Raw genomic sequence first — 25668 nt, 5'->3', positions numbered from 1 at the left:
GGCGGGGCTGCGCGCGCGCCCTGGCTGGTGTGGTTGGCATTCGTCGTTTACGGCAGTCTTGTGCCGCTGGAGTTCAAGGCCGTGCCGCTGTCCGAGGCCTGGGCGCGGTTTTTGGACATTCGACTGCTCGATGTGGGGCTGCAGGGCAGGGCGGACTGGGTGGCCAACGGTGTCCTGTACGTCCCGCTGGGTTTTCTGGGCACTTTGATGTTCGCCGGCGGGGTCGCCGGGCGACGCTTCCAGGCGGGGGGGCTGGCGTTGGTGCTGGGTTGTGTCCTGGCACTGGTCGTGGAGTTCACCCAGCTGTTTTTTCCTCCGCGCACGGTCTCCCTGAACGATCTGCTGGCAGAAGCGCTGGGGTGCCTGCTTGGTGCGTTGGTGGCCGGGTTGGGCATGCGCCATTGGCGCGAGGCCCTGGATCTCTGGCACGGCCAGCGGCAACGGCTGGCCGACGCGGTGTTGCCCGCGGGCATGCTGGCCCTGGGGCTTTTTTCTCTGTTCCCTTTTGATCTGCTGGTCTCGGGTGCCGAGTTCGCGGACAAGCTGGCCGGCGGCTTCTGGGGCTGGGGACTCGCCCCCGTGTACGCCCGCGATGGCGGGGGCCTGATCCTGCTGCGTTGGCTGGCCGAAGCCCTGGTGGTGGTGCCCCTGGGGGCTTGGTGGGGGCGCCGCTGGGCACGGCTTCACGGCCCTGTGGCGCCGGCTGCAGCGCTGTCGTGCGTTGTCCGTGGGGGCTTGCTGGGGGCTGGGTTCGGTGTGCTGCTGGAGCTCGGGCAGCTGTTCGTGGCGTCGGGTGTGAGCCAGGGGCTGTCGGTGATCAGCCGCTCGGGTGGTTGGGGGCTGGGCGTGGCCCTGGGCCTGCACACGCTGGCCTGGGACGAGCAGGCCTGGCGCGCCATGCTGAGGCGCTGGACCTGGCCGGTGCTGGCGGCCTGCTGGCTGGCGGCGTCGGCCAAGGCGGGCTGGTGGTCGGGGCCCTGGGGCGGGGCCGGCCAGGCCTGGACGCGCCTGTCGTCCGGCGAGGTCCGGTTCCTGCCGTTTTACTACCAATACTTCACCAGTGAAGGTGCCGCGGTGCGAAGTGCGGTGCCGGTCGTCTTGCTGTTTGCCCCCTGGGGACTGCTGGCGTGGGCCTGGCGGCGTTCGCCGTGGCTGGCGGGGCTGGGGGCCGGGGTGGTGGCCATGGTCATGGAGGCGGGCCGGCTGTTCCTGCCCGCCGTGCGGCCCGATCCAAGCAATGCCTTGATCGCTGCCGCGGCGGCTGCTGCGGTCACCTGGGGGCTGCAACAGGTGGGGCGTGGGGCCGTCCTCCCAGGGGGGCGGGCACCGGTGGCACCGGCGGCTCCCGCGTCCAAACCGTGCAACTCCGCCTGGTGTTCGCCCATTCTCTGGCTGGTCGTGGCCTTGAGCGTGTTGTGGCTGTGGAGGTTCCCGTTGTATCAGGCGGCCGTGGGCGCGTTGCTGCTGGGTGGTGCCGCCCTGGTGTGGTGGCGCCCGGTGGCGCTGGTGGCGGTGGCGGTGGCGGCCCTGCCGATGCTCAACCTGACCATCTGGAGCGGACAGGAGTACGTGGACGAATTCGATGTCTTGGTGCTGCTGTGTCTGGCGGTTGCCTGGGCGCGTCGGGGGCCGCCGCCGCGTCTGGTGGCGCCCGACGGCGTTCGGTGGGCGGTGCTGGTTGCGGTGGGCCTGAGCTTGCTGGCCTCCGCAATGGTGGGGTGGGCGCCCTGGGATCTGGAGGCCCTGGCGCATCCGCACGGCCCGTTGAGCCCGTGGTACTCGCTGCGGCTGTTCAAGGGGGCTTTGCTGGCCGCGCTCCTGGTGCTGGTGATCCGCCGGCAGCTGGCCGGAGGTGAGCCTGTGTTGCGTTCGCTGGGCGTGGGCATGGTGGTGGGGCTGGCCGGCGTGCTGGCCTGGGTGTTGTGGGAGCGCAAGGTCTTTGTGGGGTTGCTGAACTTTGAATCGGAGTACCGGGTGGCCGGGCCGGTGTTGGCTATGCGGCTCGGTGGTGCCTATCTGGATGTGTTCCTGGTGGCCAGTCTGCCGTTTGCGCTGGTTGGGGCGCTGCGTGGCCGCAACGGATGGTGGCGCACTGTGTGCGCTCTGACTTCGCTGGGCGCGATCTACGCGATGGCGGTCACGTTCACGCGCAGTACCTACCTGGCGGTGGCGCTGGCCGTCGGTGTGGTGGCTGTGGGCGCGCTTCGGCCCAGAGCCGCGACAGGTTCCCGCCGCTGGTGGCCCGTGGCGGGGTTGATGGCCCTGCTGGTGGTGGCGGCCTATCCCATCGTCACGGGGCCTTTTGCCAGCGCACGCATGGCGGTGGTGGGGCAGGACATGGCCACGCGGCTGGCGCATGCCCGCCATGTGGTGTCCGTGCGGGGCGACGATGCGTTGACGGCGCTGCTGGGCCAGGGCTTGGGACGTTTTCCCGCCCGCAGCTACTGGGCACGGCAGATGTACAGGGGATCTTCCGGTGGCATGGGGGTGCACCAGTTCCTGCGAGAAGACGGTGTTTCGCTCTTGCAGTTGGGTTCCGGGCCCATGCTGTACTTGGATCAGGCGATGGTGGCAGACCTGGGAGAGCAGGTTCAGGTCGGGATCCGTGTCCGGACTTCCGGCCCCGGGGGGAAGCTGGTGGTCGGTGTGTGCGAAAAATGGCTGCTCGCTTCGGGCACCTGTGCATCGCACACCTTCTTCATGCGCGACGCCGAGCCGGGCTGGAGAAGTCTGTCGGCCACGCTGAACACGGTCGAACTGAACCGGGCGTCGGGATGGTTCACGAGGCCGGTGCGCCTGAGTGTGTACAACGCGGGCCCCACGCGGCTGGACGTTGACATGATCGCCGTGCTGGATGGGCAGGGCCGGGAGCTGGTGCGCAATGGTGGCTTCGACCAGGACAGCGATCACTGGTCGTATGCCTCGGACGACCATTTGGCCTGGCACGTGAAGAACATGGCGCTGGCGGTCTGGTTCGACCTGGGCTGGCTGGGCGTGGTTGCGCTGGGCGCTCTCCTGCTGCTGGCCTTGTCGCGCAGTGCGCGGTTGGCGTGGTCGGGTGAGCGGTCGGCGCAGGCGCTGCTGGCCGCGTTGACCGGACTCATGGTGGTGTCGATGTTCGATTCGGTGGTGGATGAGCCGCGGTATCTGCTGCTGATGCTGCTGCTGTCGTGGATGGCCGCGCGGTCGCGCGCCGAAATGGAGAAAGCGTCGGCATGAGCACCGCGCCCATCGAAAAACCGCCGGTTGGAGCCGACCTGTTTTTGTCGCAGGCATGGTTTGACAACTTGCTGGCCAACGGATTCGAGCATGTTGTGGCGCCGATGGTGGTGCGATGGGAGACCTCTGAGGGGCGAGCAAGTCTGCCGCTCATGCGGGGTGGTGAGGGGCGGCAGTTGAACGGTCTCTCGAACTACTACAGCGGTCTGTTCGGTCCGATCGGTGTTGACCGGCAACTGGCCGCGACCGACTGGGATGGTGTGGCGTGGCAATTGCGTCAGGTGTCCGGTGGTGAGGTGCTGCAATTGCAGCCGCTGGACGCCGCCAGCGCCTGGTTGCCGCAACTGGAAGCGAGCCTGCGACGCAGCGGCTTCTGGACCGATCGGTACTTCTGCTTCGGCAACTGGTACCAACCCGTCGAGCCCGGTGGTTTTGATGCGTACTGGGGCGCGCGCCCATCGGCCTTGCGCAACACGGTCGCGCGCGCGCGCAAGCGGCTGGACAAACAAGGCAACTGGCAACTGCAGATCGTCGAGGGTGGCGTGGACCTAGACGCTGCCATCGACGCCTATGTGGCGGTATACAACCGCAGCTGGAAAACCCCGGAGCCGAACCCGGCGTTCATGCCCGCGTTGATCCGGCTGGCGGCGCAACAGGGCTGGTTGCGCCTGGGCCTGGTGCACGTGGCGGGCGAGCCGGTGGCGGCGCAGTTGTGGCTGCTGGCCGGGGGCAAGGCCAACATCTTCAAACTGGCCTACGTGAAGGGGCAAGAAAAGCTCTCGGCCGGATCGGTGCTGACCGCAGAGCTGATGCGCCACGTGATGGACGTGGACCGGGTGGAAGAGGTGGACTTTCTCAGTGGCGACGACCCCTACAAGGCCGACTGGATGGGCCAGCGCCGCGAGCGCATCGGGCTGGTGGCGTTTGACCAGCGCCACTGGCGCGGCTGGCTGGCGGCGACACGGCACCAGTTGGGCCGATGGCGCAAACGGCTGCGGGCCGGCGCGGCCTGACGGGCCAGCCAGTGGCTCAGGCGGCCATGGCCAGCGGGGCGGCGGGCTGCAGTCGCTCCAGCTGAGTCTGCATGAAGCGCAGGATGCAGTTCTCACGCGAGCCGAGCGATTTCTCCATTTCGGCCGCGCTGATCAGGAATACGCGCCGCGGCGGCGACACGTATTCATTGACCGGACCCACGGCCAAGAAGGGGAAACCCAGGGTGTTGAGCAGGCGGCTGAAACGGCGATCCATCGCCGCAACGCAGTAGTCCACGCCTTCGCTCTGGCACAGGTGGTACACCTCGCGGTAGAGGCCGAGCACCAGTTCCGGCTGATGTTGACGCATGCCTTCCGGACGTCCACGCATCTCGCTTTCAGGATCGCCCTGCACCGACTTGCCCTCGTCCTCATGGCGGCGACGGAACCGCGGGGTGACCGCAAGGCGGGAGATCTCGCCGATCTGGCTGATCCGCACGCCATAAGGGAGGGGCTCGCTGATGGTGTAGCGGTCCATCACGTTCAGGCCCAGCGGATTGGGCATGATGACCCGCATGAAGCCAGCGACGATGCCGCTTTCTTTGTGGCGTGCAATAAAGTGGCGGCTGTGGTCGTCGTAGCGGTCTGTCTCGATCGGGTGGCCGCGTCGGTTGAACTGCCCTGTGGGCTCCACGCGTCCCAGTTCTTCACAGAACACGTCGTACCGGGCTTCCTGGTAGTCGTCAAAGGCGGCCGTACCAGGCAGTACCTCCTGGAAGTGGAAATAGCTGGTGTCCATTGGGAGTACCTTCATGGTGTTACTTGCGTTCGCCTGTGACGATGAAGACGCCCGCAACCACCAGGCGACGGCCTGCTGCGACGTCGGCTGACAAGTCTTCGAACAGGGTACGCGTATCGACCGCGTCGCCCAGCAAAGAGGCCTTGTAGCCCAAGAGGATGTTGAACAGCACCGGAAACGGCAGTTCGGTGCTGGTGAGGGTCAGGACGCGCGCCCTGACGTTGACAAAGCCGGCCTGCAGCAGCAGGGCCTGCAGCTTGCGGCCCACGAAACGATCACCACCCTGGCGGGCCTGGGCGGCCTGGGCGTCGGCCAGCAAGCGGCTCACGCGCGATTCTTCCGGTTGGAACAGGACCAGCCCGTCGTCGGAATCGACCACGCAGAACCGGCCGCCCGGGCGGGTGACACGGTGCACATCGGCCACCACTTGCTCCGGGTGCGGCACATGCTGCAGCACGAAACGGGTGTAGGCAAAGTCGATGCTGTGGTCGGGCAGGGGAATGGCGTTGCCGTAGCCCTGGTGAACGAACAGTCCCTTGGCGGGTGGCTGGGTGACGTTGGTCTGGATCTGGGCCAGCAACGCAGGGCTGGGTTCGAGTGCGTGCACGCTGCCCTGGGGCGCGAGTTCGGCCAGCAGGCTGGTGACGAAGCCCGGGCCGCTGCCGACTTCCAGCACGTCGTGCGTCGCCTCGATGCCAGCGCTGCGCAACAGGTTCGCCTCAATCCCGCGCACCGCCTGCGCCTGCTGCTGCAGACGCTCGGTTTGAAACTCTGTGTTTTCCAGAGATTCGAACTGGTAGGAGCCGGTGGTCATGGGAGTGCGGGGTGTGCAGAAGTTGACGGAATGTCCTGTTGATCGGACCAATTCCATCAGAAATGAATGACGGCCAAGGAGCAGGCCGACCAAAGGCTGGTTGTTCGTTCTGATTGGTGCACACGATTTTGCGCCGGAGCAACTCCCAAGTGAAATCGATTGCGGTTTGGCGCCCGTCGGCATTATCTGGTGCCTGAACGGTCGCCTCGGCTGAGGCCGTAACAAAACGCAATCAGACGCGCATCATGGGATGGCGCAGTTTCAGGCGCGACCACAGCACCAGCAGGGCGGGCAACAGGGCCAGTTCCAGGAACTGGCCGGCCACCAGCCCGGCAGCGGTGAGCAGGCCGAAGTTGGACGTCGGCACGAAGTCGGACGTGCTCAACAGCAGGAACTGCGACACCAGCAGCAGCGACGTGGCCAGCACCGCCTTGCCTGACGCTTCAACGCTGCGGGCGATGGAGTACACCACGCCCAGGCCTTTGTCGCGCCGGATCTGGTAGTGGTGCAGCAGGTGGATGGTGTCGTCGACCGTGATGCCCAGCACCACGCCGGCGATCAGCACCGTGGCCATGTCCAGATAGATGCCGCTGGCCCCCATGATCATGAACACGCACAGCAAGGGCGCCAGATTGGGCAGCATGCTGATGACCGCCGCAGGCACCGTGCGCCAGAGCAGCAGCATGATCAGGAAGATCTGGCCGAAGGCTCCGGCAAAGCTCTGCATCTGCCCGACCACCAGCAGGTCTTCCTGGTCGGCAAACAGGCGCCCATAGCCGGCAATCTGCCATTTCAGCTGCGGTGTACCGGATTGGGCGATCAGTTTTTCGATGTCTGCAATGACTTTCGAAATCGCATTGGCTCCGTGCACATTGACATTGAGCAGGATGCGCATGCGCTGGAAATCGCTGTTCACCAGTTCCTGCAGGTCGCGGCCGTCGTAGATGAGCAGCAGTTGCGCCAGCGTGCGGTCGTCCCGCGGCAGGGCGCGAAAAGCCGGGTCTTCTTCGTTGAACGCCCAGTTCATTTCCTCGACGATGTCCATCATCGAAAAAGCCCGATCCACCTGGGGCAAACCTTCCACTTGTTGTTGCAATTTCTGGATCCGTTGCAACATCTCCACGCTCTTGAAAGCATCCGGCGCAGCACCATCGACCACGATTTCCAGCGCCGTCACACCGATCAGGGCTTTTTCCACCCGTTCGGTGGACACGGTCAGGGGGTGTTCGGGGCCGAAGAACTTGAGCAGGTCGGATTCGGCCTGCACCTTCCAGGCCAGGCTGGCGCCGGCGAGCATCAGCACGAACAGCAGCCCGGCGGCCCAGCCGGCGTAGCGGATGCTCAGGCGCGCCATGCCAAAGGAGATGGCACGCGTCCAGGCAAAGCCGCCGCTGTCGCCGGCCCAGGGACCGTGGTCGAATTTGGCCAGCAGCGGTGGCACCAGATAGAACACCACAAAGTAGATGGCCAACACGCCGAAGGCGCCGATCAGGCCGAACACCTGCACCGGTGGAATCGGCACCAGCACCAGGCTGATCATGCCGGCGGCGGTGGTCAACACGTTGAACATGGCCGGAACGTTGACCGCCTGCAGCGCGAAGACCACCCGCTTGGGGCGGTGGAAGCCCGCATCACGCATGCGTTTGACGGCGGCGTAGAAGTGCAGAAGATTGGCGGCCGTGTACGCTGAAATCAGCGTCGGCACCATGGCCGTGACCAGGGTGTAGGGCTGCCCCAGCAGGGCGATGAGGGCCACGCACAGCGTCACCGCGGTGCTCATGGCGGCGGCACCGATCAGCACCGGGATGATGCGGCCCACCACCCAGTACAGCAATGCCAGGCCCAGGCCCATCACCAGCGGCGTGAACACCAGGGTGTCGCGCAGCATCGAGTCCATCTCGGCTGCGTCGAGCACCACCGTCCCGGCCACGGCGCTCAGTTGCCCGCTCAGCCCGTGTTGTTCGACCGATGCGCGAAAGCCCCTTTCGATGGACTGGCGTTGCCGGCTCTCGCTCAGGGGTTTGGTGCGAACCACCACCGCCAGCGCCTTTCCGTCGGGCGAGGCCAGCCAGCGCGGCGCGAACCGGTCCTTGAGCACGCGGTCGCGACGGGCCTGCGGGGTGTCGCGATCCAGTCGATTCACGTCTATCAGGGGTTCGATCACGAAACCGTCGGCGCTGCCGACGATGTGGTCCACCCGCGTGACCGAAAACACCCGGTCCACGTCCGGATGCCGGACCATGTCGGCGGCGATGCCGTCCATGGCCTGCAGGCTGCGGTTGTCGTAAATCGCATCGCCTTCGAACAGCCCGATCAGGAACTCATCGTTCGGAAACTCGCGGCGCAGTTCCTTTTCCAGCAGGGTGGCGGGGGCCTGTGCCGGGAAGTACAGCCCCGGTGCGTTGTTGAGCTTGAGCGACAGCAGCAGGGCGCCACCGGCCAGATGGACGATGGCGATGATGGCCACCGCCATGCGCCATCGCATCAGCGGCGGCTGTGTGATGCGCAGGAAGGCCGGGTGTTGCTGCAGCCGAATGAACAGGTTGCGCAGGCGGTCGATCACGGGCGGCCTCCTCGGTCAGGGCCAGCCGCCAGTCGTGTCGATTTCATCGAATGCTTCAGAATTTGGCTTGCCAGCCCACGGTCAGCGCGTCGTTGCGGCGGTAGAAGCCGCCCAGCGTGTTGGCGGCGCCGCCAAACAGGTGGGCCGCCATGAAGAGTTCGTGCTGGTCGATGCCGGTGTAGGCCAGTCGTGGATTGACGTAATTGTCGCGGTCGTTCAGGCCCAGCGAGAACCGCAGATCGGCACGCCAGCGGCCTTGGGCAAAGGGATGCGCCACCTCGCCGGTCAGGTAGGTCATGCGGGTGCGGTCGAGCACGGCTTCGGCGGTGTGGATGCGCTGTCCTGCCAGTTGCAGGGTGACGCGGGTCTCGCTGTCACCCGGGAAAAACTCGGCACCCACCACCCAGGCCAGCCCGCGGGCGGTGCGGTATTGCAGGCCGGTCGTGGTCAGCGGGTTGTCGCTGCTCCAGGCCATCTCGGCACGCCAGGTGGCGCCAGCAGCCTCGGTCTCGAACTCGGCCCCCAGCACGGTGCTGATGGGGTGCACCGCTTGCAGCACCACGGTGGCGCCGGGCAGCACGCGGTAGTAAGGCTGCGAAGACCGTGCCCGTTGCAGGCTCACGCCATAGTCAAAGCCTGCTCCCTCCAGTGTCCAGCGCGCACCGGCACCGCCGCTGCCGTCCACATCGGCCCGGCGGATCTGCGCGCCCACCAGCGCGGGCAGCGAGCCTATGCCCAGGATGCGCCCGTTGACCGTGTCCACCGGATGCCAGACGCTGCGGTCGTGCGGCATCACGGCCTCCTCGAACACAGGCAGCCAGACCACATCCAGCTTGCTCTTGTCGCCAAAGCTTTCAGCGCGGATCGCGGGCACCGCGCGGCGCCGCTCGGGCAGTCGGTCGATCATTGCGTGCGTCAGGTCGGTCCGGCTCAGGCGGTCGATCGGAGAAATTTCGTCCACGCGGCCCCACATCACGTTTTGCGTGCCACCAGTGACCTGCCACTGCTCGTTTTGCCAGCGCAGGTAGTTTTCGGTGTAGTCCAGACGCACGCGGTCAAAGTGCTGCGAGCCCGACTGCGAGGCCGCGTCCATTCGCGCGCCCAGCGCATAGGACCAGTCGCCGGACGCACCCTTGGCGCTGACCGCTGCGCTGGCGCGCGCCAAGCCATCGGCAGCTGGGTGATCGGGCAGGGCGCCGACTTCGACGCTCAGCCTGTCAAGACGCAGGTCCAGCCCCTGGGCTTGCGCCGTGGCAGCCAGCAGGCCGGTGGCGCCCAGCAGTCCCAGTGCTGCAACGCGCCATGTGTGTCGTGTGGATTTCATCCTCGCCTCGGCATCCTTGGTTGTTCGAGTGATCGGTCTTTGATCGTGTGTTCAGGGGCGGACTTCGCGCTCCTGGCGCTCATCGGCCAGCGCGCGCGAGGTGAACAGGCTCGCCGGCAGCCGTCGGTCGTACAGCGCCTTGTCCACCTGCAGCCGTGTCTGGTGTCGCGTTTCCAGATCGCTCAGCGTGCTGTCCAGCACCGTCCAGTAGCCCTGCACCTGCTCGCGCCGCGTGATCAGCAGCCGCTTGCTGGGCTGGTCGGCCCGTTTTTCGAAGAAGTCCAGGCGCAGTGGCAGCAAACTCTTGGGGTCGATCCAGCTCAGGCGCTTGAGATACACCGAGTTGTCCGCCTGCACCGGCACGCTCTCCAGCACATCGCAAAGCACGTCGCCCACCTTTTCGCGGCCAACGACTCGATGCGTGTCGGCCGCGGGCTTGCGATCCTTGAGGTCTTCGAAGTAGTAGTCGGAATTGACGAAGCGCCCACCCTGGCGGTTGGCGTCGACGCGCCGCACCCGCTGCATGGCTGGCAGGTAGATCCATTGGTCGGTGCCGCCATCTGAGGCGTCCACAGTCAACAGCCCGGTGCCCTGGATGTCGGCGGGGGCGGTGAAACGGATCAGCGTCGACACGACGCCCTTGGCATCATTGGCGCGGTACACCAGCATCTTGCGCTCGCGCGGGTTCGAGCCTTCCTGGCTCAGCGTCATCGTCACCACCGACGTGACGTCCTGTCCGTCGGGGCGTTCGTGCACCCGCCGGGCCAATGCCAGACCATCGTCTGCCGCTCTGGCCCACCGGGGCCAGGCCGAAGCCGTCAGCACGACCAGCCCCCCTTGCAACAGGGTGCGGCGGGGCGCGACCGAAGGGGTGGGCATGGGGTTGAAGGGCGTCCGGTTCATGTGGGCTCCGCAGGTGTGGTCATGTGTTCCATGACCGCGGCGGCAGTCTAACGCAGGCCCTTTTTGTCGCCTGCGCGGTCCTGCCTCAGTTCGCCGCTGCCTGTTTGGCCAGCCGCTGCTTGGCCACAAAGCTCTTGAGTCGCTGGATCGGGTTGCGGTTGCCCATCCACAACCGCCGGTGGCGGTACTTGTTCAACCGCGCATCCATGTAGGTGTACCAAGGCACGTATTGCAGTTCCTCAGGGTGCAGCAGCGCCAGCAGCGCCAGCGTGGTGATGAAGCCCGAACACAGCTTGCAGCCCGCGACGGAACTGGGCCCCTTGCGCGCCTTGAGGTTGATGGAGGCGGGGTCCAGATATTTCAGGTGGAACATCTCGGGCGCAAAGCCCAGCGCGAACTGGATGACCTTTTCGTCTTCGCTCATCTCGGGGGTGATGGCGAAATAGTCTGCATAGCTCATGCCTTTGGGGCCAAAGGCCAGGATGCCCGAACCCAGGCCCAGCGGCACGGCGGCGATCGTCGTCAGCCCTTTGGCCGAGGCCGCATTGACCAGCAGCGGGTGCATGTCCACCGCAAAGACGTCCATCGCGTCGATGGCCAGGTCCACGCCATCCAGGAATGCGTTCACGTTGGCCGGCGAGACGCCCTCGGGAAAGGTCTTGATTCGCAGGTCCGGGTTGATGGCCAGCGCCATCTCCACCATCACATCCAGCTTGCGCCGGCCGATGGTCTGCGTGTTGGCCCCGTACTGGCGGTTGAAGTTGTGGATTTCGAATTCGTCGAATTCCGCCAGATGAAAGCCGCCGACGCCAGCACGGATCAGACTGATCAGGTAGTCCCCCCCGACACCACCCATGCCGGCGATGGCCACCGTGGCGTTGCGCAGGCGCTCATGTTCGGTGGTGCTGACGACGCCGATGTTGCGGCTGAAGGCGTCGAGGTGGTTGAAATCGGTCATGTCACGTCCTCAAGGATGAATCCCACTTCATTATCGACCTGGAGCCTCCGGCGAAGAGCATGCCCAGTCCAACAGCCATCACGGTGGGCCAGTGGGATCAACGAAGTGTCGAGTTTTTTATCAGTGAGCTCGCGATGGGTGGGCTCGAAACCAGCATGTACTTGTATTTCTTGATGTTTTCTATGCTGGCACAGAGTCTGCTTTGAAGTTCGCCAAGCCGGTGCAATCTTTCATTCGACGGCCTCAACACTCAAGGAGTACTCCATGAAAGTCAAGAAAGTTTTCGGGTCGATCGCGGCAGCCGCAGCGCTGGTTGCGGGGTCGGCTCACGCAGCACCAGTCACCGTTTCTGGGGTGACTTGGGATCCGGATTACGGTGCAGATTTCATCTCTGTGGGCACCGTAAACGAGAAAGTGGCCGTTGTCGCAGGTGACACCATTCAAGGCTACGGCAGCATCACTGAGGTGAATGACTCTTCGACCTTTTGTAGTGGTTGCGAACTGACCTACACATTTTCCGGTTACACGCTTGTGAATTCGCTGACCGGTACTTTGGGTGAAGCGTTTCAGTTCACCGGCGGCGTCCTGAACATCTATGTTGACAGCACGCCCGATTACGCTACGACGACACCTGGCTCAGCTGGTGACGGACTGCTGTGGTTGAGCTTGGCCGGCAACACTTCTGCTTTTGCGTCCCTTGGTTATATCCTGGGGGAAACACTGGTGGGGACGCTGACCAATCCGAGTACCGCAGGGTTGGGGGCGATCGCGGGCGAAGGTAGCGGTTATATGGACGTGGTTGGCGGTATCGCTGCAGCGTACTTTGACACTGATGGCCAAATCGGGGACTCTGATTTGTTGTTTACTTCCACTTTTGCTCCGCGCCGGACACCTATTGTCGGTGCCGATGGCACTGTTTACACGCACTCTGGCGGAATCTCGGTGAGCGGTGATTCGACCACAGTGCCTGAGCCAGGCGCATTGGCTTTGCTGGGCTTGGGTCTTGCAGGTCTGGGCCTTGCCCGCCGCAACAAGAAACAAGTCTGAGTTTTTCGCGATTCTTAGTCGGGGTGGAGTGATGTACTGCATCCTTCACCCTTTTTTTATGCTTTTTTGGTGAGGTGTTCCATGGACAACAACCGCAACTTTAAAGCAGTGATTGCAAAAGTCGGCTTGGCCTTTGCATTGACTTCCTCAGGCGCAGCAAATGCCGCGCTAATCTTGCCCAACGTAGAGCCCTGCGGTGCGGACATACAGGCGCTCCTGAGTGGCGGCTTGAATAACCTGCAGTGTCTGACTGGGACTGTAACGGGGGGCTTGGGGGGAACCTATGTCGCCAGTTACCACGACGAATTCCTCTCCTATTCCATTGAGGCGCTGGAAACTGTTCAAGCGAAGTCCAACTTGCTGCCTATTCTCGAATACGGTGACTGGAGCAAGTTGGTCTCGGGCTCGGGGCAGCTCGATATTGGTGTACTGATCAAGGCTGGTGGCTCTGGTGTCCTCAATAACCCGGATCCGTTCCCGGATGCCACGAGCTCCAACACCACCGACCCGATCTATGTGCGTACATGGGGAGGGGATGCCGGCACCGACACGGGGGATTCAGGTCCCGACCCTGACGATCCGGTTCTGACGGTTGAGGAGGTGGTGCAGTGGCTTTCGCCGTCCAGCATCCCCGTGTTCTACTTCGATTTGGCCGATCCTCAGGGGGGGACAACGGTACCCAATCTGTATTTTGGCGGGCAGGTGTATCTGACGACGGCGGCAGGCGATCCAATTCCAGAAGCTGTTTGGGCTTTTGATAACACCTTTGATGGGCTCTACTCGATCGATGACACCTTGACTCAGGATCCGGACATGGTGCTCGCACCGAAGAATGTGCCGGTTTATATTCCTGGTTCTGGCTGTACGGGAACAGCTCTGGGCCAGGACTGGTGTTTGATCACGAATAGCCGTGGCAGTGGCGCGCCGGAATTCATCGCCTATGCGCCGACGATGGATCTGACCCAATACGACGAGAATGGCAATCTTTTCTGGGGCCAGTTCAAGATCGCTGCAGATGGAGGGGCCAGTGAGGAAATCTATTTGACCAAGCGGGTGGGCACGCCGCCCAATGAAGTGCCGGAGCCTGCATCGTTGGCATTGATTGGTCTGGCACTGGGTGGTTTGGCACTCGTGCGGAGGCGCCGCGCAACTTGAGGGGTTGTGGTGGTGGTTGGATCCAAAAGCCGTGCCTCACCAGCGCGGCTTTTCCATTTTCAGAGTCAGATTCTGAGCGTCGGATTCGTCACGCGGCAGGGGTGTCGCCCGGCAGTGGCGGTTTCTCTGACAGAGTTTTCTTCACCCAGAGCCTGATCAGCGCGTTGAGGTCCTGCGTGGCGGCCGCTGACGAGAATGTGTGGTCAGCCTGCTGCACAACGTGGTGGGTCAGGCCAGGGTGTTGAAGGGCGCCTTTCCATTCGGCTGCTTCCATGGCGGTCTGGATGAATTCCAGGCCCGTCAGATCCTTGTCGCAGATCAACAGCAGCAGGGCGCCTGGGAAGCGTTTCCAGGCCTGGGCCATGCGCCCTTGAAAGTTGCCGCTGCTCGCCGGCTCGCTTCGACGTGATCGCGTCATGGTGCCCAGCAGTTCGCGCACGGCACGCAAGCCCACGCCGCCGGCCATCAGTTTTCGCCAGAAATCGGGCATGAACAGGCGTTGACGGTAGTAGTGTCGGATCTGGGTGCGGGCCTGAACCAGCTCGCTTCGAGCCCAGGGGTTGAGCAGCGCGAGGTGGGTGACGCGCGGATCGTTGGTGGCGTGCAGGTACAGCAAGCTGGCCGACGCACCATCGCACAGGCCCAGCAGCGCCGTCTGTTCCAGCGCAGGGCAGTGGTGGTGCAGTGCGTCGATGGCCGCGCCAATGTGCGGTGCCGTCTCCTCGAAACCCACCGAGTCGCCCGGGCTGTCTCCCTGCCCCGGAAAGTCAAAACGCAGCACCGCATGGCCTTGCTCGGCCATTTGGCGAGCGAGCTGGACAAACAGTCGGTGCGCACCCGCCCGGTACTGGGCCCCGCCATTGACGATGACGACACCGAGGCCCGAGGGGACTGTATGGGGTGAGTGCAACACCCCCAGCATGGGCGGGGGCAACGCCCCCTGGATGGTGATGGTTTGCTCAAGCCGGTGAATGCTCATGCCAGGGCCTCTCGGGTGGCCTTGTCCAGGGCGGTGTCCAGGCTGGATTCCACGACGTTCTGCCAGAACGGTGTGACCGTCACCGCCTGCGCGTCGACTTGCCAGCCGATGGCTTGCCATTGCGCTTGCTGGCGGGCGATCCAGGGGCTGAGGTGGGCCGGTGATGCTGCGCCGGCGTCGATGACGACAACCTGACCCGGACCCTCTGGAATTTCCAGCCTGGCCGGCCCCAGTTCTGCCGCCATCGTGGGGGCGAGGCTGTAGCCGGCGATGTGCGCATGCTGGCCCGCCGCGAGCCGTTGTTCGGGCGGCTCGCCCATGGCGCCGCGGCCCAGCCACTGGGCAGCCGCGTGCAGGCGCAGAAACTGTTGCAGTTGTTGCTGGCCGCTGGCCACCGGTTGCCACAGCAGCAGGTTCAACTGATCAGCCGGGTGCTGCGCGTGCCAGGCCTGGGTCGTGTTGCAGGCCAGCAGGGCGCCGGCGCGCAGGCCCCAGAGCCAGGTGGGTGCTTCTGCGGTGTGTTCGTTCAACCACTGCAGAGCGAGCATGGCGTCTTGCACCCAGGCTGACCAGGTGGCGTCGCCAAAGTCGCCGCTGCTGTCGCCGCAGCCGAGCAGGTCGATCTGCAGCACGGCGTGCCCGTCGGCGGCCAGGGCGCGGCATTGCTGGGCGACCACGCGGCGTGACGCGTGCATTTCCTCGGCAAAGGGGTGCAGATACAGCACGCGGGACTTGAGCACGGGCCCTTGCGGCGCGTGGAAGAGGCAGAAGCGCTGGCCGGGGTCGACCAGCAGAAAAAAGGCCTGGGGCAGGGCGTCCGGGCCTGCGTGCGTCATGTGGCGGTGCCGTCCAGGCTCTCGGCCACCAATTCGCACAGGCTGCCAACGGTGGCAAAGCTGGTGCCGGAGAGTTGCTCGTCGCTGAAGGCGATGCCGAAGTGCGCTTCGAGTCCGCTGACCACGGCCAGCACGGCCATGGAGTCGAGTTCGGGCAGGGCACCCAGCAGCGGGGTGTTGGCGTTGAAGCTGGTGCTGCGCCCCTGCAGTTGCAGGGCGTCGTCGAGCACGCGGAGCACGTCGGGCAGGTGGTTCATGGGACCTGATTCTAGGGACGGACGCCTCGCCCCCGCATCCTCCGCCCGGAAACCTTCGCTTACCATGCCGTGCATGTCCCAACCGAACCCTGTGACCAGCGGACGAACGGCTTGGCCGCCGACGCTGCTGCACGATTTGCCCGCACGGGCGGCGGCCTGCTGGCCAGAGGCGCTGGCCCTGGTGTCGGAGGGGCGTCGCTGTTCCTATGCAGAGGTGCAAGCCCAGATCGAGTTGTTCGCACGGGCCTTGTTGCGCCACGGGCTGACCCCGGGAGATCGGGTGGCGGTGTACCTGGACAAACGGATAGAGACCGTGGTGGCGAGCTTTGCCGCCACCGCGGCGGGGGGCGTGCTGGTGCCGGTGAACCCGGTGCTCAAGTCGGCACAGGTGGCGCATGTGCTGCAGGACAGTGGCGCCCGGGTGCTGGTGACGTCTGTCGCCAGGCTGGGGGCCTTGGCACCGGTGTTGCCCGGCTGTCCGGGGCTGGCCCAGGTGGTGCTGGTGGATGCCGAGCTGGACGACGACCGCGATGGGGGTGATGGGCACTGGACAGTGCATGGCTGGCCTGCGTCGGTGAGCGAGAGTGCGCTGGCCTGGACGCCGCCGCCCAGGCTGGAAACCGACACCGCGGCCATCTTCTATACCTCCGGCAGCACTGGGCGGCCCAAGGGCGTGGTGCTGTCGCACCGCAACCTGATTGCCGGGGCGGCGAGTGTGGCGGGCTACCTGGGCAATCACCGGGACGACGTGCTGCTGGCGGCGCTGCCGCTGTCGTTTGACGCGGGATTCAGCCAGCTGACCACGGCGTTCCTGGTGGGCGCGCGGGTGGTGCTGCTGAATTACCTGATGCCGCGCGATGTGCTGCTGGCCATGGCGCGCGAGGGCGTGACCGGGCTGACCGCGGTCCCGCCGCTGTACATGCAGCTGGCCGCACTGGCGTGGCCGCCCGAGGCGACGGCACGCCTGCGCTACTGGGCCAACACGGGCGGGCGCATGCCACGGGCGACGCTGGACGTGTTGCGCGCCAAGGCGCCACAGGCCGCGCCGTTCCTGATGTATGGGCTGACCGAGGCGTTTCGATCGACCTATCTGCCGCCAGGGGAGGTGGACCGCCGGCCCGATTCGATCGGCCGCGCGATCCCCAATGTGCAGGTGCTGGTGCTGCGCGAAGACGGCGGTGAATGCGCCGTGGACGAACCTGGCGAACTGGTGCACCGCGGCCCGTTGGTGGCGCAGGGCTACTGGCGGCGACCGGAAGACACGGCGCAGCGCTTCAGGCCGCTGCCCTCGCACTTCCAGGCGGGAGGACATGAGCGGCCAGCGCCCGAGATCGCAGTGTTTTCAGGTGACACGGTGCGCCGGGACGCCGAGGGTTACCTGTACTTTGTGGGCCGGCGCGACGAGATGATCAAGACCTCGGGCTACCGGGTGAGCCCGACCGAGGTGGAGGAGGCCGTGTTCGCCAGCGGGCTGGTGCAGGAGTCGCTGGCGGTGGGCATGGAGCACGATGCCCTGGGCCAGGCGATCCACGTGGCGGCGGTGGCGTCGGCCACGGCCAGTGGCGATGCCGCTCGCGACACCGCGGCCCTGCTGGCACATTGCCGTGCGCAGCTGCCCGCCTACATGGTGCCGGCGGTGGTGCACTGGGTGGCCCAGCCCCTGCCGCGCAACCCCAATGGCAAGCTGGACCGCCAGCGATGGAAGGCTGAGCATGCAGGGCTTTGATGTCGAGGGTGGCGACCTGGTGGTCGGCGGTCGGCGCTTGTCGGCGCTGGTGGCCGAAGTAGGTCAGACGCCGTTTTACGCCTACGACCGCCAGCGCATCGCCCACCGGGTGGCCGAGGTGCGTGCGGCACTGCCCAGCGGCGTGGACCTGCACTACGCCATCAAGGCCAACCCCATGCCCGAGTTGCTGGCGTTCATGGCACCGATGGTGGATGGGCTGGACGTGGCATCGGCCGGTGAGATGCAGCGCGCGTTGGCGGCGGGCATGGCACCGGGCGCCATCAGCTTCGCCGGGCCGGGCAAGCGCGCCAGCGAGCTGGACGCTGCTGTGGCCGCCGGCGTGCTGGTGAACGTGGAGTCGTTCCGCGAGCTGCCTTTGTTGGCCGAGGCCAGTGCCCGGCACGGCCGGCCCGCCCGCGTGGCGGTGCGCGTGAACCCGGACTTCGAGTTGCGCGGTGCGGGCATGCGCATGGGCGGTGGCGCCAAGCCCTTTGGTGTGGACACCGAGCAGGTGCCGGCGCTGCTGCGGGCCATTGCGACGGCTGGGCAGCAGTTCGAGGGCTTCCACCTCTACGCAGGTTCGCAGATGCTCAAAGGCGAATTGCTGGCGCAGGCCACGCTGGCCACCGGCGAGTTGCTGCTGCGCCTGAGCGCCGATGCGCCCGCGCCGGTGCGACACCTGAACCTGGGCGGTGGCTGGGGCATTCCCTATTTTTCGAACGAGCAGGCGCTGGACCTGGCGCCGGTCACGGCAGCGCTGGCCACGGTTCAGGACCGGGTGGGCCGGGCGCTGCCCGGTGCGCGCCTGCAGGTCGAGCTGGGGCGCTATCTGGTGGGGGAAGCGGGCGTGTACGTGGCGCAGGTGCTGGACCGCAAGGTTTCGCGCGGGCAGGTGTTTCTGATCACCGACGGGGGCCTGCACCACCACCTGGCCGCCAGTGGCAACTTTGGCCAGGTGATCCGCCGCAATTACCCGGTGGCCATTGGCAACCGCATGGGCACAGCCGAGCGTGAGGTGGTGAGCATCGTCGGTCCGCTGTGCACCCCGTTGGACCTGCTGGCCGAGCGGGTGGAGCTGCCGGTGGCGCAGCCGGGGGACTGGGTGGTGGTGTTCCAGTCGGGCGCCTACGGGGCCAGTGCCAGCCCGCAGGCTTTTCTGGGGCACCCGCCTTGCGCGGAAGTGCTGGTCTGACAGGGCTCACGCGCGCCGGCGCGGCACTGCTCGCCGCATCCGCCCTGTGCGCCACCCTCTGGCTGGCGGCGCAGCACCCGGTAGCCCCGCTGGGCGCGTTGGCGGGTGTCTGGCTGGTGGCCACGGTCACCGCCTGGCGGCCCGCGTGCTGGCTGTTCTGGCTGCCGGCGCTGCTGCCCGTGCTGAACTTTTTCCCCTGGACCGGCTGGTGGCTGGTCGACGAATCCGACCTGTTCGTGATGGCGGTGCTGGCCGGTGGGTACGCACGCATGGCCTGGGCCGCACCGGCGATCACTCCCGGTGCCGTCCCGCGGTGGTGGGGCTGGGCAGGCCTTGGGCTGGCCCTGTGCGTGCTGCAGGCGTTCTGGCGCGGCTGGCTGGACGCACCGCCGCTGCCGCCGCACACCGACTGGCGGGATGCGCTGCTGCAAGGGCTGTATGCCGACCACCTGTCGGCCTGGAACAGCGTGCGGGTGGCCAAGTCCTTCGTCTGGGCGCTGCTGCTGGCGCCGCTGGCCTGGCGCGCAGTTGCTGCAGATCGGCAGGCGTCGGGCCTGGCCTTTGTGCGCGGCATGGTGGCTGGTCTGGCGCTGGTGGGCGGGCTGGTGTTGTGGGAGCGTGAATCGCAGGTCGGGCTGCTGGATTTCGTCTCGGGTTACCGCACCAGCGCGGCTTTCTGGGAGATGCACGTCGGCGGTGGTGCCATCGATGCGTACCTGGCGCTGGCCGCGCCCCTGGCACTGTGGGCCGTGTGGATGGCGCCCACCCGCAGCCGCTGGTGGCTGGCGCTGGGGCTGCTGTGGCTGACGATCTATGTGTTGCTGACCACGTACTCGCGCGGGGTGGTGGGGGCGTTTGTGATCGTGCTGCTGGCTTGGGCCCTGGCCACGCGGGTCTTCCACCTGCCGCACGACGGTCATGGGCCTGGTCGGCGCCGTGTGGTGATGGTGACCCTGATCGGCCTGATCGTTCAGGGGGGCATCGTGATCGGAGCCGGTGCGTTTCTGGGCGATCGCCTGGAGCAAACCAGCAAAGACCTGCTGGGCCGCTGGGCGCACTGGCAGCGAGGTGTCGGTTTGTTGCAGTCCCCCGCGTCAGACCGGGTAGGTTGGTGGTGGGGGCTGGGGATGGGGCGCTTCACCGCCCAATACCGCGCGCTGGGCATGGAAAGTGAACTGTCCGGCCGTGCCGCCTGGCAGCGAGATGCGCAGGGCCGTGGTGTGCTGGCGCTCAGCGGCCCCGACAGCCGCGACGAACTGGCGCTTCAGTTCGGGGTGGCGCAGCAGGTGCTCCTGCGCGACCCCGAGGGCTACACGGTGAAGCTTCGACTGGCCGGCCCTGCCGGGGCCCTGGTGCTGGTGTCGGTGTGTCAGCGTCACCTGATCCACAGCCTGCGCTGCCAGTGGGCGCACGGCGCCGTGCCCCCAGGGGACCCAAACCGTGGCGGTTGGCTCAGCCTTCGCCTGCGCGGCCACCCGCTGCCGGTGCATGCGGCCAGCTCTCTGGCCAATGGCGGGGCGTTTCCGGCGATGCTGACCCTGCACGCCACCCAAGCCGGGCAACGCAGCCAGCTGCTGTCGGTGCAGTTGTGGGATGCGCACGGGCGGCAACGGTTGCAGAACACCGACTTTTCAGCTGGGCTGAGCCACTGGATGCCGGCAGCGCAGGCCTATTACCAGCCCTGGCACATCGACAACCTGTACCTGGACCTGCTGCTGGAACTGGGCTTGATGGGGTGGCTGCTGCTGGCTGCGCTCGCGTCTGCGGCCATGGTCGGTGTTGGCCGCGGGTTGGCGGCGCGCGACTCGCTGGCCTGGGCCTACGGTGCGGCAGCGCTCGGCTTCCTGTCGGTGGGTGCGCTGATCAGCATCAGCGAGGTGCCCAGGGTGTTGCTGCTGGCCTTGATGACCCTGGTGATGGTCCTGGGTCTGTGGACAAATCGACGGACACAGCACCGTAACTGATTGTAATGCTATAGATTGCGCGCTATTCTCAGTGTCAGATGTTCCGACAGCTGCTCAGCTTGTCGGAGGCGGTCAGGGGAAGGTTTTGATCAAGGTTTTTAATCATTTCTTCCATCGCGGGACGCTGCTGCAGCTGTTTCTGGACCTGGCGGTCATCACGCTGGCGTTCCTGATCACGCTGCTGGCCGTGACGGGGGTGGATGCGGTCAGCAGCGAGCAACTGCTCAAGGGGTTGGTCCGTGGTGTGCTCATGGGGATGAGCTTCCTGGTGGTCAATGCCACACTGGGCTTCTACGACAGTGGCAGTTTCTTCAGTGCCACCCAGGTCTGGGCGCGGGCACTGGTGTCGTTTTTGGTGATGGGCGTGGTGGTGATCGCGGTGCTGCTGTTCCTGCCCTTGCCGGCGTTCTACGGCCGCAGCTGGGCGGTGGTGATCGTGATGCTGGCCACCTCTTTGCTGTTGCTCTACCAGGTGCTGGGGGCGGCTCTGTTGCCGCGCGCCGTGCCGCGCAACCGGGCCTTGATCTATGGCACCGGCAGCCGCGCGCAGGCGGTGGGCCAGCGGATGCGCCGGCCGGGCGCGCACACCGAGCTGGTGGGTTTCTTTGCCAGCCCCAACGAGCGGGAGCACCTGGTGCCGCAGCGGGATGTGCTGGAACCGCTGCAGAGCCTGCAGGCGCTGGTGTGCGGCCAGCGCATCAATGAAATCGTGGTGGCGCTGTCGGAGCGGCGCGGCGGCAGCATGCCCATGCGCGAGCTGCTGGACTGCAAGCTCTCGGGTGTGCGCGTGATCGACGTCGCAACCTATTTCGAGCAGAACGCCGGCCAGATCCGCCTGGACGCCATGTCGGCCGGTTTCCTCATCTTTGGCGATGGCTTCAACCAGGGCTTCTGGCGCACCGGCACCAAGCGGGTGTTCGACATCTTTTCCGCGCTGGTGCTGATCATCCTCAGTTCACCGCTGATGCTGCTGGCGGCGCTGGCCATCAAGCTGGAGAGCCCGGGACCCGTGCTGTACCGGCAAGAACGTGTCGGCCTGTTCGGGGCGGTGTTCAATGTTGTCAAGTTCCGCAGCATGCGCACCGACGCGGAAAAGGACGGTGTGCCCCGCTGGGCCACGGCGGGTGACAGCCGCATCACGCGCGTGGGGCGCATCATTCGCAAGCTGCGCATCGATGAGTTGCCGCAGCTGTTCAGCGTGTTGGTGGGCACCATGAGCATGGTGGGGCCGCGCCCGGAGCGGCCGTATTTCGTCGAGCAGCTCACCCAGGAGATCCCGTTTTATGCCGTGCGGCACAGCGTCAAGCCCGGTGTGACCGGTTGGGCGCAGGTCAGCTACCAGTACGGTTCGTCCAAGGAAGACACCGTCGAGAAGCTGCAATACGACCTGTACTACGTCAAGAACCATTCGCTGTTCCTGGACCTCGTCATCCTGTTCCAGACCGTGGGCGTCGTGCTCACGGGCAAGGGCGCGCAGTGAGCGAGCCATGCTGAGGCCCCGCGCATGAACGAACTGGCTTTGCCACTGACGCGCTGGGGTTTTGGTCTGGCATTGCTGGCCTACGGCGGGCTGGCGGTGTATCTGCTCGGGCGTGGCCACTTGCGGCGCCCGGTCAACCGCACGGGGCTGGCGGTGCTGACCGCGGTGGTGCTGACGGCGCTGTGGGCCGGCAGCGGCTGGCTGGCGCTGGACGCTGGCGGCGGCTGGTGGTTCTGGACCCTTTTGCTGGACATGGCGCGCTACGGCGCGTGGTTCGTGTTTCTGGTGCGCCTGATCCGCCAGGGGCAGGACGACGCGGTCGGTTTGGGATGGATCGGCCCGCTGGCCTACGCCGTGCCGGTGCTGGGCTTTGCGGCGCTGCTGCTCAGTGGCCGCGAAAGCGGTGCCGGTCTGGGCCTGGTGTTTCTGATGTTGATGCTGCTGTCGGTGCTGGGCCTGGTGCTGGTGGAGCAGTTGTTTCGCAATCTGCCGGAAGACGCGCAGTGGAACGCCAAGCCGATCTGCGTGGGGCTGGCGGGCAGTTTCGTTTTTGATCTGTACCTGTTCTCGCAGGCGGTGCTGTTCGGTGGCATGGACGGCGACGCCCTGAGCATCCGCGGCCTGGTCCATGCCGCGCTGATGCCGCTGCTGCTGCTCTCGAGCACGCGGCACCGCAACTGGATCGGCAAGATCCGGGTGTCGCAGCGGGTGATCTTCCATTCGGCCAGCCTGCTGATCGTCGGCGCCTACCTGCTCTTCATTTCGGGCGTGGGCTATTACGTGCGCTACTTCGGTGGCGACTGGGGGCGTGGCATCCAGCTGGCGCTGGTGTTCCTGGCGCTGGTGCTGCTGGCCGCGGTGGCCTGGTCCCGGTCGTTGCGCGCCCGCCTGCGCGTCTGGCTGGGCAAGCACTTTCTGCGCTACCGCTACGACTACCGCGAAGAATGGCTGCGTTTCACACAGACCCTGTCGGCCGCGTCCGATCCCCAGGATGTGGGGCCGCGGGTGATCCGGGGGCTGGCCGACATGCTGGAAAGCCCGGCCGGCGCGCTGTGGATGCACCGACCCGAGGAAAAAAAGCTGCGCAACACCGCCAGCTGGAACCTCGCCCGGACGGCCGACGAAGAACCGGCGGACTCGGCCTTGCTGGATTTCATGCGCCGCACCGGCTGGGTGGTGAACCTGGAGGAATACCGCCGCAAGCCGCAGATGTACGAGCACCTGGTGTTGCCCGCCTGGCTGCAGGCGCAGCCGCAGGCCTGGCTGCTGGTGCCTTTGTGGCTGGGCCAGGAGCTGCTGGGTTTCGCGCTGCTGGCGAGCCCGCGGACGCGCATGGACGTGAACTGGGAAGTCACCGATCTGCTCAAGACCGCCGGCCGCCAGGCCGCGAGCTATCTGGCCCAGATGCAGGCCACCGAAGCCTTGCTCGAAGCCCGAAAGTTTGAAGCGTTCAGCCGGATGTCGGCCTTTGTCGTGCACGACCTCAAAAACATCGTGACCCAGCTCTCGCTCATGATGAAAAACGCCCAGCGGCTGGCGCACAACCCGGAGTTTCAGGCGGACATGATCATGACGGTGGAAAACTCGCTGGAGCGCATGCGCCAGCTCATGCTTCAGCTGCGCGAAGGCGCGACGCCCGTGGGTGCGGCGGTCGGTGTTGACCTCGCGCGCATTGCCCACACGCTGGAGGCCTCGGTGCAGCGCCGTGGCCGCCAGCTGGATGTGGCCTCCACCCAGCCGGTGGCCACACGGGGCCATGCCGAACGCATGGAACGCGTGATCGGGCATCTGGTGAACAACGCGCTGGATGCGACAACGCCCGAGCAGCGGGTGTGGCTCAAGATCGACCGGATGGGCAGTCATGCGCGAGTTGAAGTGGGTGACAATGGACACGGCATGTCGGAGGCGTTCATGCGCGACCGTCTGTTCAAGCCCTTCGAAACCACCAAAAACACGGGCATGGGCATTGGTGCCTACGAGAGTTTTCAATACGTGCAGGAACTGGGCGGCAAAGTCGATGTCCACAGCCGGGAGGGCGAGGGCACCGTGGTGACCTTGCTGCTGCCGCTGATCGAGAGCTTCAGCCGCTCCGACCTGCAAACCCTGGAAGAAGCATGAGTTCGGAAAAAGCCGCTCAGCTGCTGATCGTCGAAGACGATCTGGCCCTGCAAAAACAGATCAAATGGTCCTTGGACCAGTTCGAGAGCGTCGCCGCCGACGACCGCGAATCGGCGCTCAATCAGTTGCGCCGCCACAACCCACCCGTGGTCACCATGGACCTGGGGTTGCCGCCCGACGCCGACGGCAGCGCCGAAGGCTTTGCGCTGCTTGAGCAGATGCTCGCCGCCGCACCCGACACCAAGGTCATCGTGCTGACCGGTCAGAACGCGCAGGACAACGCATTGCGGGCCGTGGCCATGGGGGCCTACGACTTTCTGGCCAAGCCGTTCGAGCCTGAGATCCTGGCGCTGACGGTGCAGCGCGCGCTGCGGCTGCACGAATTGCAGACCGAGAACCGGCGCCTGCAGGCCATGCGCCAGCCCGACGCGCTGGCCGGCCTGATCACGCGCGACCCCGAGATGCTGCGCATCTGCCGCACCATTGAAAAGGTGGCCAACAGTGGCGCGACGGTGCTGCTGCTGGGCGAGAGCGGCACCGGCAAAGAGGTGCTGGCGCGCGGTCTGCATCAGGCATCCAATCGCAAGTCCGCGCGTTTTGTCGCCATCAACTGCGCAGCCATCCCCGAAAACCTGCTGGAAAGTGAGCTGTTCGGCTACGAGAAGGGCGCGTTCACCGGTGCGGCCAAGACCACGCTGGGCAAGATCGAGACGGCCCATGGCGGCACGCTGATGCTCGACGAAATCGGCGACCTGCCCATGGCGCTGCAGGCCAAGCTGTTGCGCTTTCTGCAGGAGCGGGTGATCGAGCGCCTGGGCGGGCGGCAGGAAATCCCCGTCGATGTGCGCATCGTCTGCGCCACCCACCAGGACCTGCGTAGGCTCATCAGCGAAGGCAAATTCCGCGAAGACCTCTACTACCGCCTGGCCGAGATCGTCGTCAACATCCCGCCGCTGCGGGGGCGAATCGGTGATTCGGCGCTGCTGGCGCATGCCTTCACGCGCCGCTTTGCGCAGGAGCAGAACCGCCGCAGCCTGAGCCTGGCGCCCGACGCGCTGCGGGCCATCGAAGCCCACGGTTGGCCCGGCAATATCCGCGAACTGGAGAACTGCCTCAAGCGTTCGGCCATCATGGCCGACGGCAGCCAGATCACCGCCGACGACCTGGGGCTGCCGACCTCTGCTGCCGCCAGCGAAGAGGCCGTTCTCGACTTGCGGACCGTGCGCGACGAAGCCGAGAAAAAAGCGGTGATTGCCGCGCTGGCGCGGTCCAACGGCAATGTGCTCAAGGCCGCTGAAATGCTGGGCGTCAGCCGCCCGACGCTGTACGACGTGATGCACCGACTGGGCCTTAAGTGAGGCCG

General features: G+C 65.8%; 19 protein-coding genes. 10 read left to right on the top strand and 9 right to left on the bottom strand.

Features of this window, described 5'->3' with window-relative positions; all coding sequences use genetic code 11:
- The first annotated feature begins 33 nt into the window (after positions 1-33).
- On the top strand, positions 34-3219 hold the full coding sequence (locus RMP09_RS06095; protein ID WP_310565111.1) for a VanZ family protein: 3186 nt from the start codon (positions 34-36) through the stop codon (positions 3217-3219).
- On the top strand, positions 3216-4232 hold the full coding sequence (locus RMP09_RS06090) for a GNAT family N-acetyltransferase (RefSeq protein ID WP_310565110.1): 1017 nt from the start codon (positions 3216-3218) through the stop codon (positions 4230-4232). Before RMP09_RS06095 ends, RMP09_RS06090 begins: the two co-directional genes overlap by 4 nt.
- A gap of 16 nt (positions 4233-4248) precedes the next feature.
- Here the strand turns inward: RMP09_RS06090 and RMP09_RS06085 are convergent, their stop codons facing one another.
- From RMP09_RS06085 to RMP09_RS06060, 6 genes are all read right to left on the bottom strand, one after another.
- Complete coding sequence (locus tag RMP09_RS06085; RefSeq protein ID WP_310565109.1) at positions 4249-4989, bottom strand: PEP-CTERM/exosortase system-associated acyltransferase; 741 nt, start codon at positions 4987-4989, stop codon at positions 4249-4251.
- 19 nt (positions 4990-5008) lie between these two features.
- Positions 5009-5803 (bottom strand): methyltransferase domain-containing protein, encoded by a 795-nt coding sequence (locus tag RMP09_RS06080; protein WP_310565108.1) that lies wholly within the window; start codon positions 5801-5803, stop codon positions 5009-5011.
- A 232-nt stretch (positions 5804-6035) separates the two neighbouring features.
- Positions 6036-8366 (bottom strand): MMPL family transporter, encoded by a 2331-nt coding sequence (locus RMP09_RS06075; RefSeq protein WP_310565107.1) that lies wholly within the window; start codon positions 8364-8366, stop codon positions 6036-6038.
- 55 nt (positions 8367-8421) lie between these two features.
- Positions 8422-9690 carry a hypothetical protein gene (locus RMP09_RS06070; protein ID WP_310565106.1) on the bottom strand — a complete coding sequence of 423 codons (1269 nt, stop codon included), beginning with the start codon at positions 9688-9690 and terminating at the stop codon, positions 8422-8424.
- Positions 9691-9741: 51 nt separating this feature from the next.
- Positions 9742-10593: an outer membrane lipoprotein-sorting protein gene (locus RMP09_RS06065; RefSeq protein WP_310565105.1), complete on the bottom strand. Its 852-nt coding sequence runs from the start codon at positions 10591-10593 to the stop codon at positions 9742-9744.
- Positions 10594-10678: 85 nt separating this feature from the next.
- Positions 10679-11551, bottom strand: a complete 873-nt coding sequence (locus RMP09_RS06060; RefSeq protein ID WP_310565104.1) for a ThiF family adenylyltransferase — start codon at positions 11549-11551, stop codon at positions 10679-10681.
- A 264-nt stretch (positions 11552-11815) separates the two neighbouring features.
- Here RMP09_RS06060 and RMP09_RS06055 point away from each other — a divergent pair, with 264 nt between their 5' ends.
- On the top strand, positions 11816-12598 hold the full coding sequence (locus tag RMP09_RS06055; protein WP_310565103.1) for a PEP-CTERM sorting domain-containing protein: 783 nt from the start codon (positions 11816-11818) through the stop codon (positions 12596-12598).
- A gap of 81 nt (positions 12599-12679) precedes the next feature.
- Entirely contained in the window at positions 12680-13753 is a 1074-nt protein-coding gene (locus RMP09_RS06050) for a PEP-CTERM sorting domain-containing protein (RefSeq protein WP_310565102.1), read from the top strand.
- 88 nt (positions 13754-13841) lie between these two features.
- Here the strand turns inward: RMP09_RS06050 and RMP09_RS06045 are convergent, their stop codons facing one another.
- The 3 genes from RMP09_RS06045 to RMP09_RS06035 are packed head-to-tail and all read right to left on the bottom strand — an operon-like array spanning position 13842 to position 15825.
- Entirely contained in the window at positions 13842-14675 is an 834-nt protein-coding gene (locus tag RMP09_RS06045) for a hydrolase 1, exosortase A system-associated (RefSeq protein WP_310565101.1), read from the bottom strand.
- Between the two features lie 53 nt (positions 14676-14728).
- Positions 14729-15568: a hydrolase 2, exosortase A system-associated gene (locus RMP09_RS06040; protein WP_310565100.1), complete on the bottom strand. Its 840-nt coding sequence runs from the start codon at positions 15566-15568 to the stop codon at positions 14729-14731.
- A complete protein-coding gene (locus RMP09_RS06035) occupies positions 15565-15825 on the bottom strand; it encodes an acyl carrier protein (protein ID WP_310565099.1) in 261 nt (86 codons plus the stop codon). The genes RMP09_RS06040 and RMP09_RS06035 overlap by 4 nt, the downstream gene beginning before the upstream one ends.
- Before the next feature lie 73 nt (positions 15826-15898).
- Between RMP09_RS06035 and RMP09_RS06030 the strand changes: the two genes are divergently transcribed.
- The 6 genes from RMP09_RS06030 to prsR all read left to right on the top strand — a co-directional run bounded on the left by RMP09_RS06030 (position 15899) and on the right by prsR (position 25663).
- Positions 15899-17551, top strand: coding sequence for an acyl-CoA ligase (AMP-forming), exosortase A system-associated (locus tag RMP09_RS06030; RefSeq protein ID WP_310565098.1), 1653 nt, complete (start codon positions 15899-15901; stop codon positions 17549-17551).
- Complete coding sequence (locus RMP09_RS06025) at positions 17538-18743, top strand: pyridoxal-dependent decarboxylase, exosortase A system-associated (protein WP_310565097.1); 1206 nt, start codon at positions 17538-17540, stop codon at positions 18741-18743. The genes RMP09_RS06030 and RMP09_RS06025 overlap by 14 nt, the downstream gene beginning before the upstream one ends.
- Complete coding sequence (locus tag RMP09_RS06020) at positions 18722-20707, top strand: hypothetical protein (protein ID WP_310565096.1); 1986 nt, start codon at positions 18722-18724, stop codon at positions 20705-20707. Before RMP09_RS06025 ends, RMP09_RS06020 begins: the two co-directional genes overlap by 22 nt.
- Before the next feature lie 85 nt (positions 20708-20792).
- Complete coding sequence (locus RMP09_RS06015) at positions 20793-22187, top strand: TIGR03013 family XrtA/PEP-CTERM system glycosyltransferase (protein WP_310565095.1); 1395 nt, start codon at positions 20793-20795, stop codon at positions 22185-22187.
- Positions 22188-22211: 24 nt separating this feature from the next.
- On the top strand, positions 22212-24305 hold the full coding sequence (gene prsK, locus RMP09_RS06010) for an XrtA/PEP-CTERM system histidine kinase PrsK (RefSeq protein ID WP_310565094.1): 2094 nt from the start codon (positions 22212-22214) through the stop codon (positions 24303-24305).
- Complete coding sequence (prsR, locus tag RMP09_RS06005) at positions 24302-25663, top strand: PEP-CTERM-box response regulator transcription factor (RefSeq protein WP_310565093.1); 1362 nt, start codon at positions 24302-24304, stop codon at positions 25661-25663. Before prsK ends, prsR begins: the two co-directional genes overlap by 4 nt.
- The last annotated feature ends 5 nt before the right edge of the window (positions 25664-25668 follow it).

Origin of the sequence: Hydrogenophaga sp. (assembly GCF_031426985.1) — a bacterium.
GTDB lineage: Bacteria > Pseudomonadota > Gammaproteobacteria > Burkholderiales > Burkholderiaceae_C > Hydrogenophaga.
The sequence above is the reverse complement of the archived record's forward strand: the minus strand, read 5'-3'. Positions and strand labels throughout refer to the sequence as shown.

Coding starts and splice junctions, on each gene's coding strand:
- RMP09_RS06090 (WP_310565110.1), top strand. CDS start 3,216: ATGAGCACCGCGCCCATCGAAAAACCGCCGGTTGGAGCCGACCTGTTT.
- RMP09_RS06085 (WP_310565109.1), bottom strand. CDS start 4,989: ATGGACACCAGCTATTTCCACTTCCAGGAGGTACTGCCTGGTACGGCC.
- RMP09_RS06080 (WP_310565108.1), bottom strand. CDS start 5,803: ATGACCACCGGCTCCTACCAGTTCGAATCTCTGGAAAACACAGAGTTT.
- RMP09_RS06070 (WP_310565106.1), bottom strand. CDS start 9,690: ATGAAATCCACACGACACACATGGCGCGTTGCAGCACTGGGACTGCTG.
- RMP09_RS06065 (WP_310565105.1), bottom strand. CDS start 10,593: ATGAACCGGACGCCCTTCAACCCCATGCCCACCCCTTCGGTCGCGCCC.
- RMP09_RS06060 (WP_310565104.1), bottom strand. CDS start 11,551: ATGACCGATTTCAACCACCTCGACGCCTTCAGCCGCAACATCGGCGTC.
- RMP09_RS06055 (WP_310565103.1), top strand. CDS start 11,816: ATGAAAGTCAAGAAAGTTTTCGGGTCGATCGCGGCAGCCGCAGCGCTG.
- RMP09_RS06050 (WP_310565102.1), top strand. CDS start 12,680: ATGGACAACAACCGCAACTTTAAAGCAGTGATTGCAAAAGTCGGCTTG.
- RMP09_RS06045 (WP_310565101.1), bottom strand. CDS start 14,675: ATGCTGGGGGTGTTGCACTCACCCCATACAGTCCCCTCGGGCCTCGGT.
- RMP09_RS06040 (WP_310565100.1), bottom strand. CDS start 15,568: ATGACGCACGCAGGCCCGGACGCCCTGCCCCAGGCCTTTTTTCTGCTG.
- RMP09_RS06035 (WP_310565099.1), bottom strand. CDS start 15,825: ATGAACCACCTGCCCGACGTGCTCCGCGTGCTCGACGACGCCCTGCAA.
- RMP09_RS06030 (WP_310565098.1), top strand. CDS start 15,899: ATGTCCCAACCGAACCCTGTGACCAGCGGACGAACGGCTTGGCCGCCG.
- RMP09_RS06025 (WP_310565097.1), top strand. CDS start 17,538: ATGCAGGGCTTTGATGTCGAGGGTGGCGACCTGGTGGTCGGCGGTCGG.
- prsK (WP_310565094.1), top strand. CDS start 22,212: ATGAACGAACTGGCTTTGCCACTGACGCGCTGGGGTTTTGGTCTGGCA.
- prsR (WP_310565093.1), top strand. CDS start 24,302: ATGAGTTCGGAAAAAGCCGCTCAGCTGCTGATCGTCGAAGACGATCTG.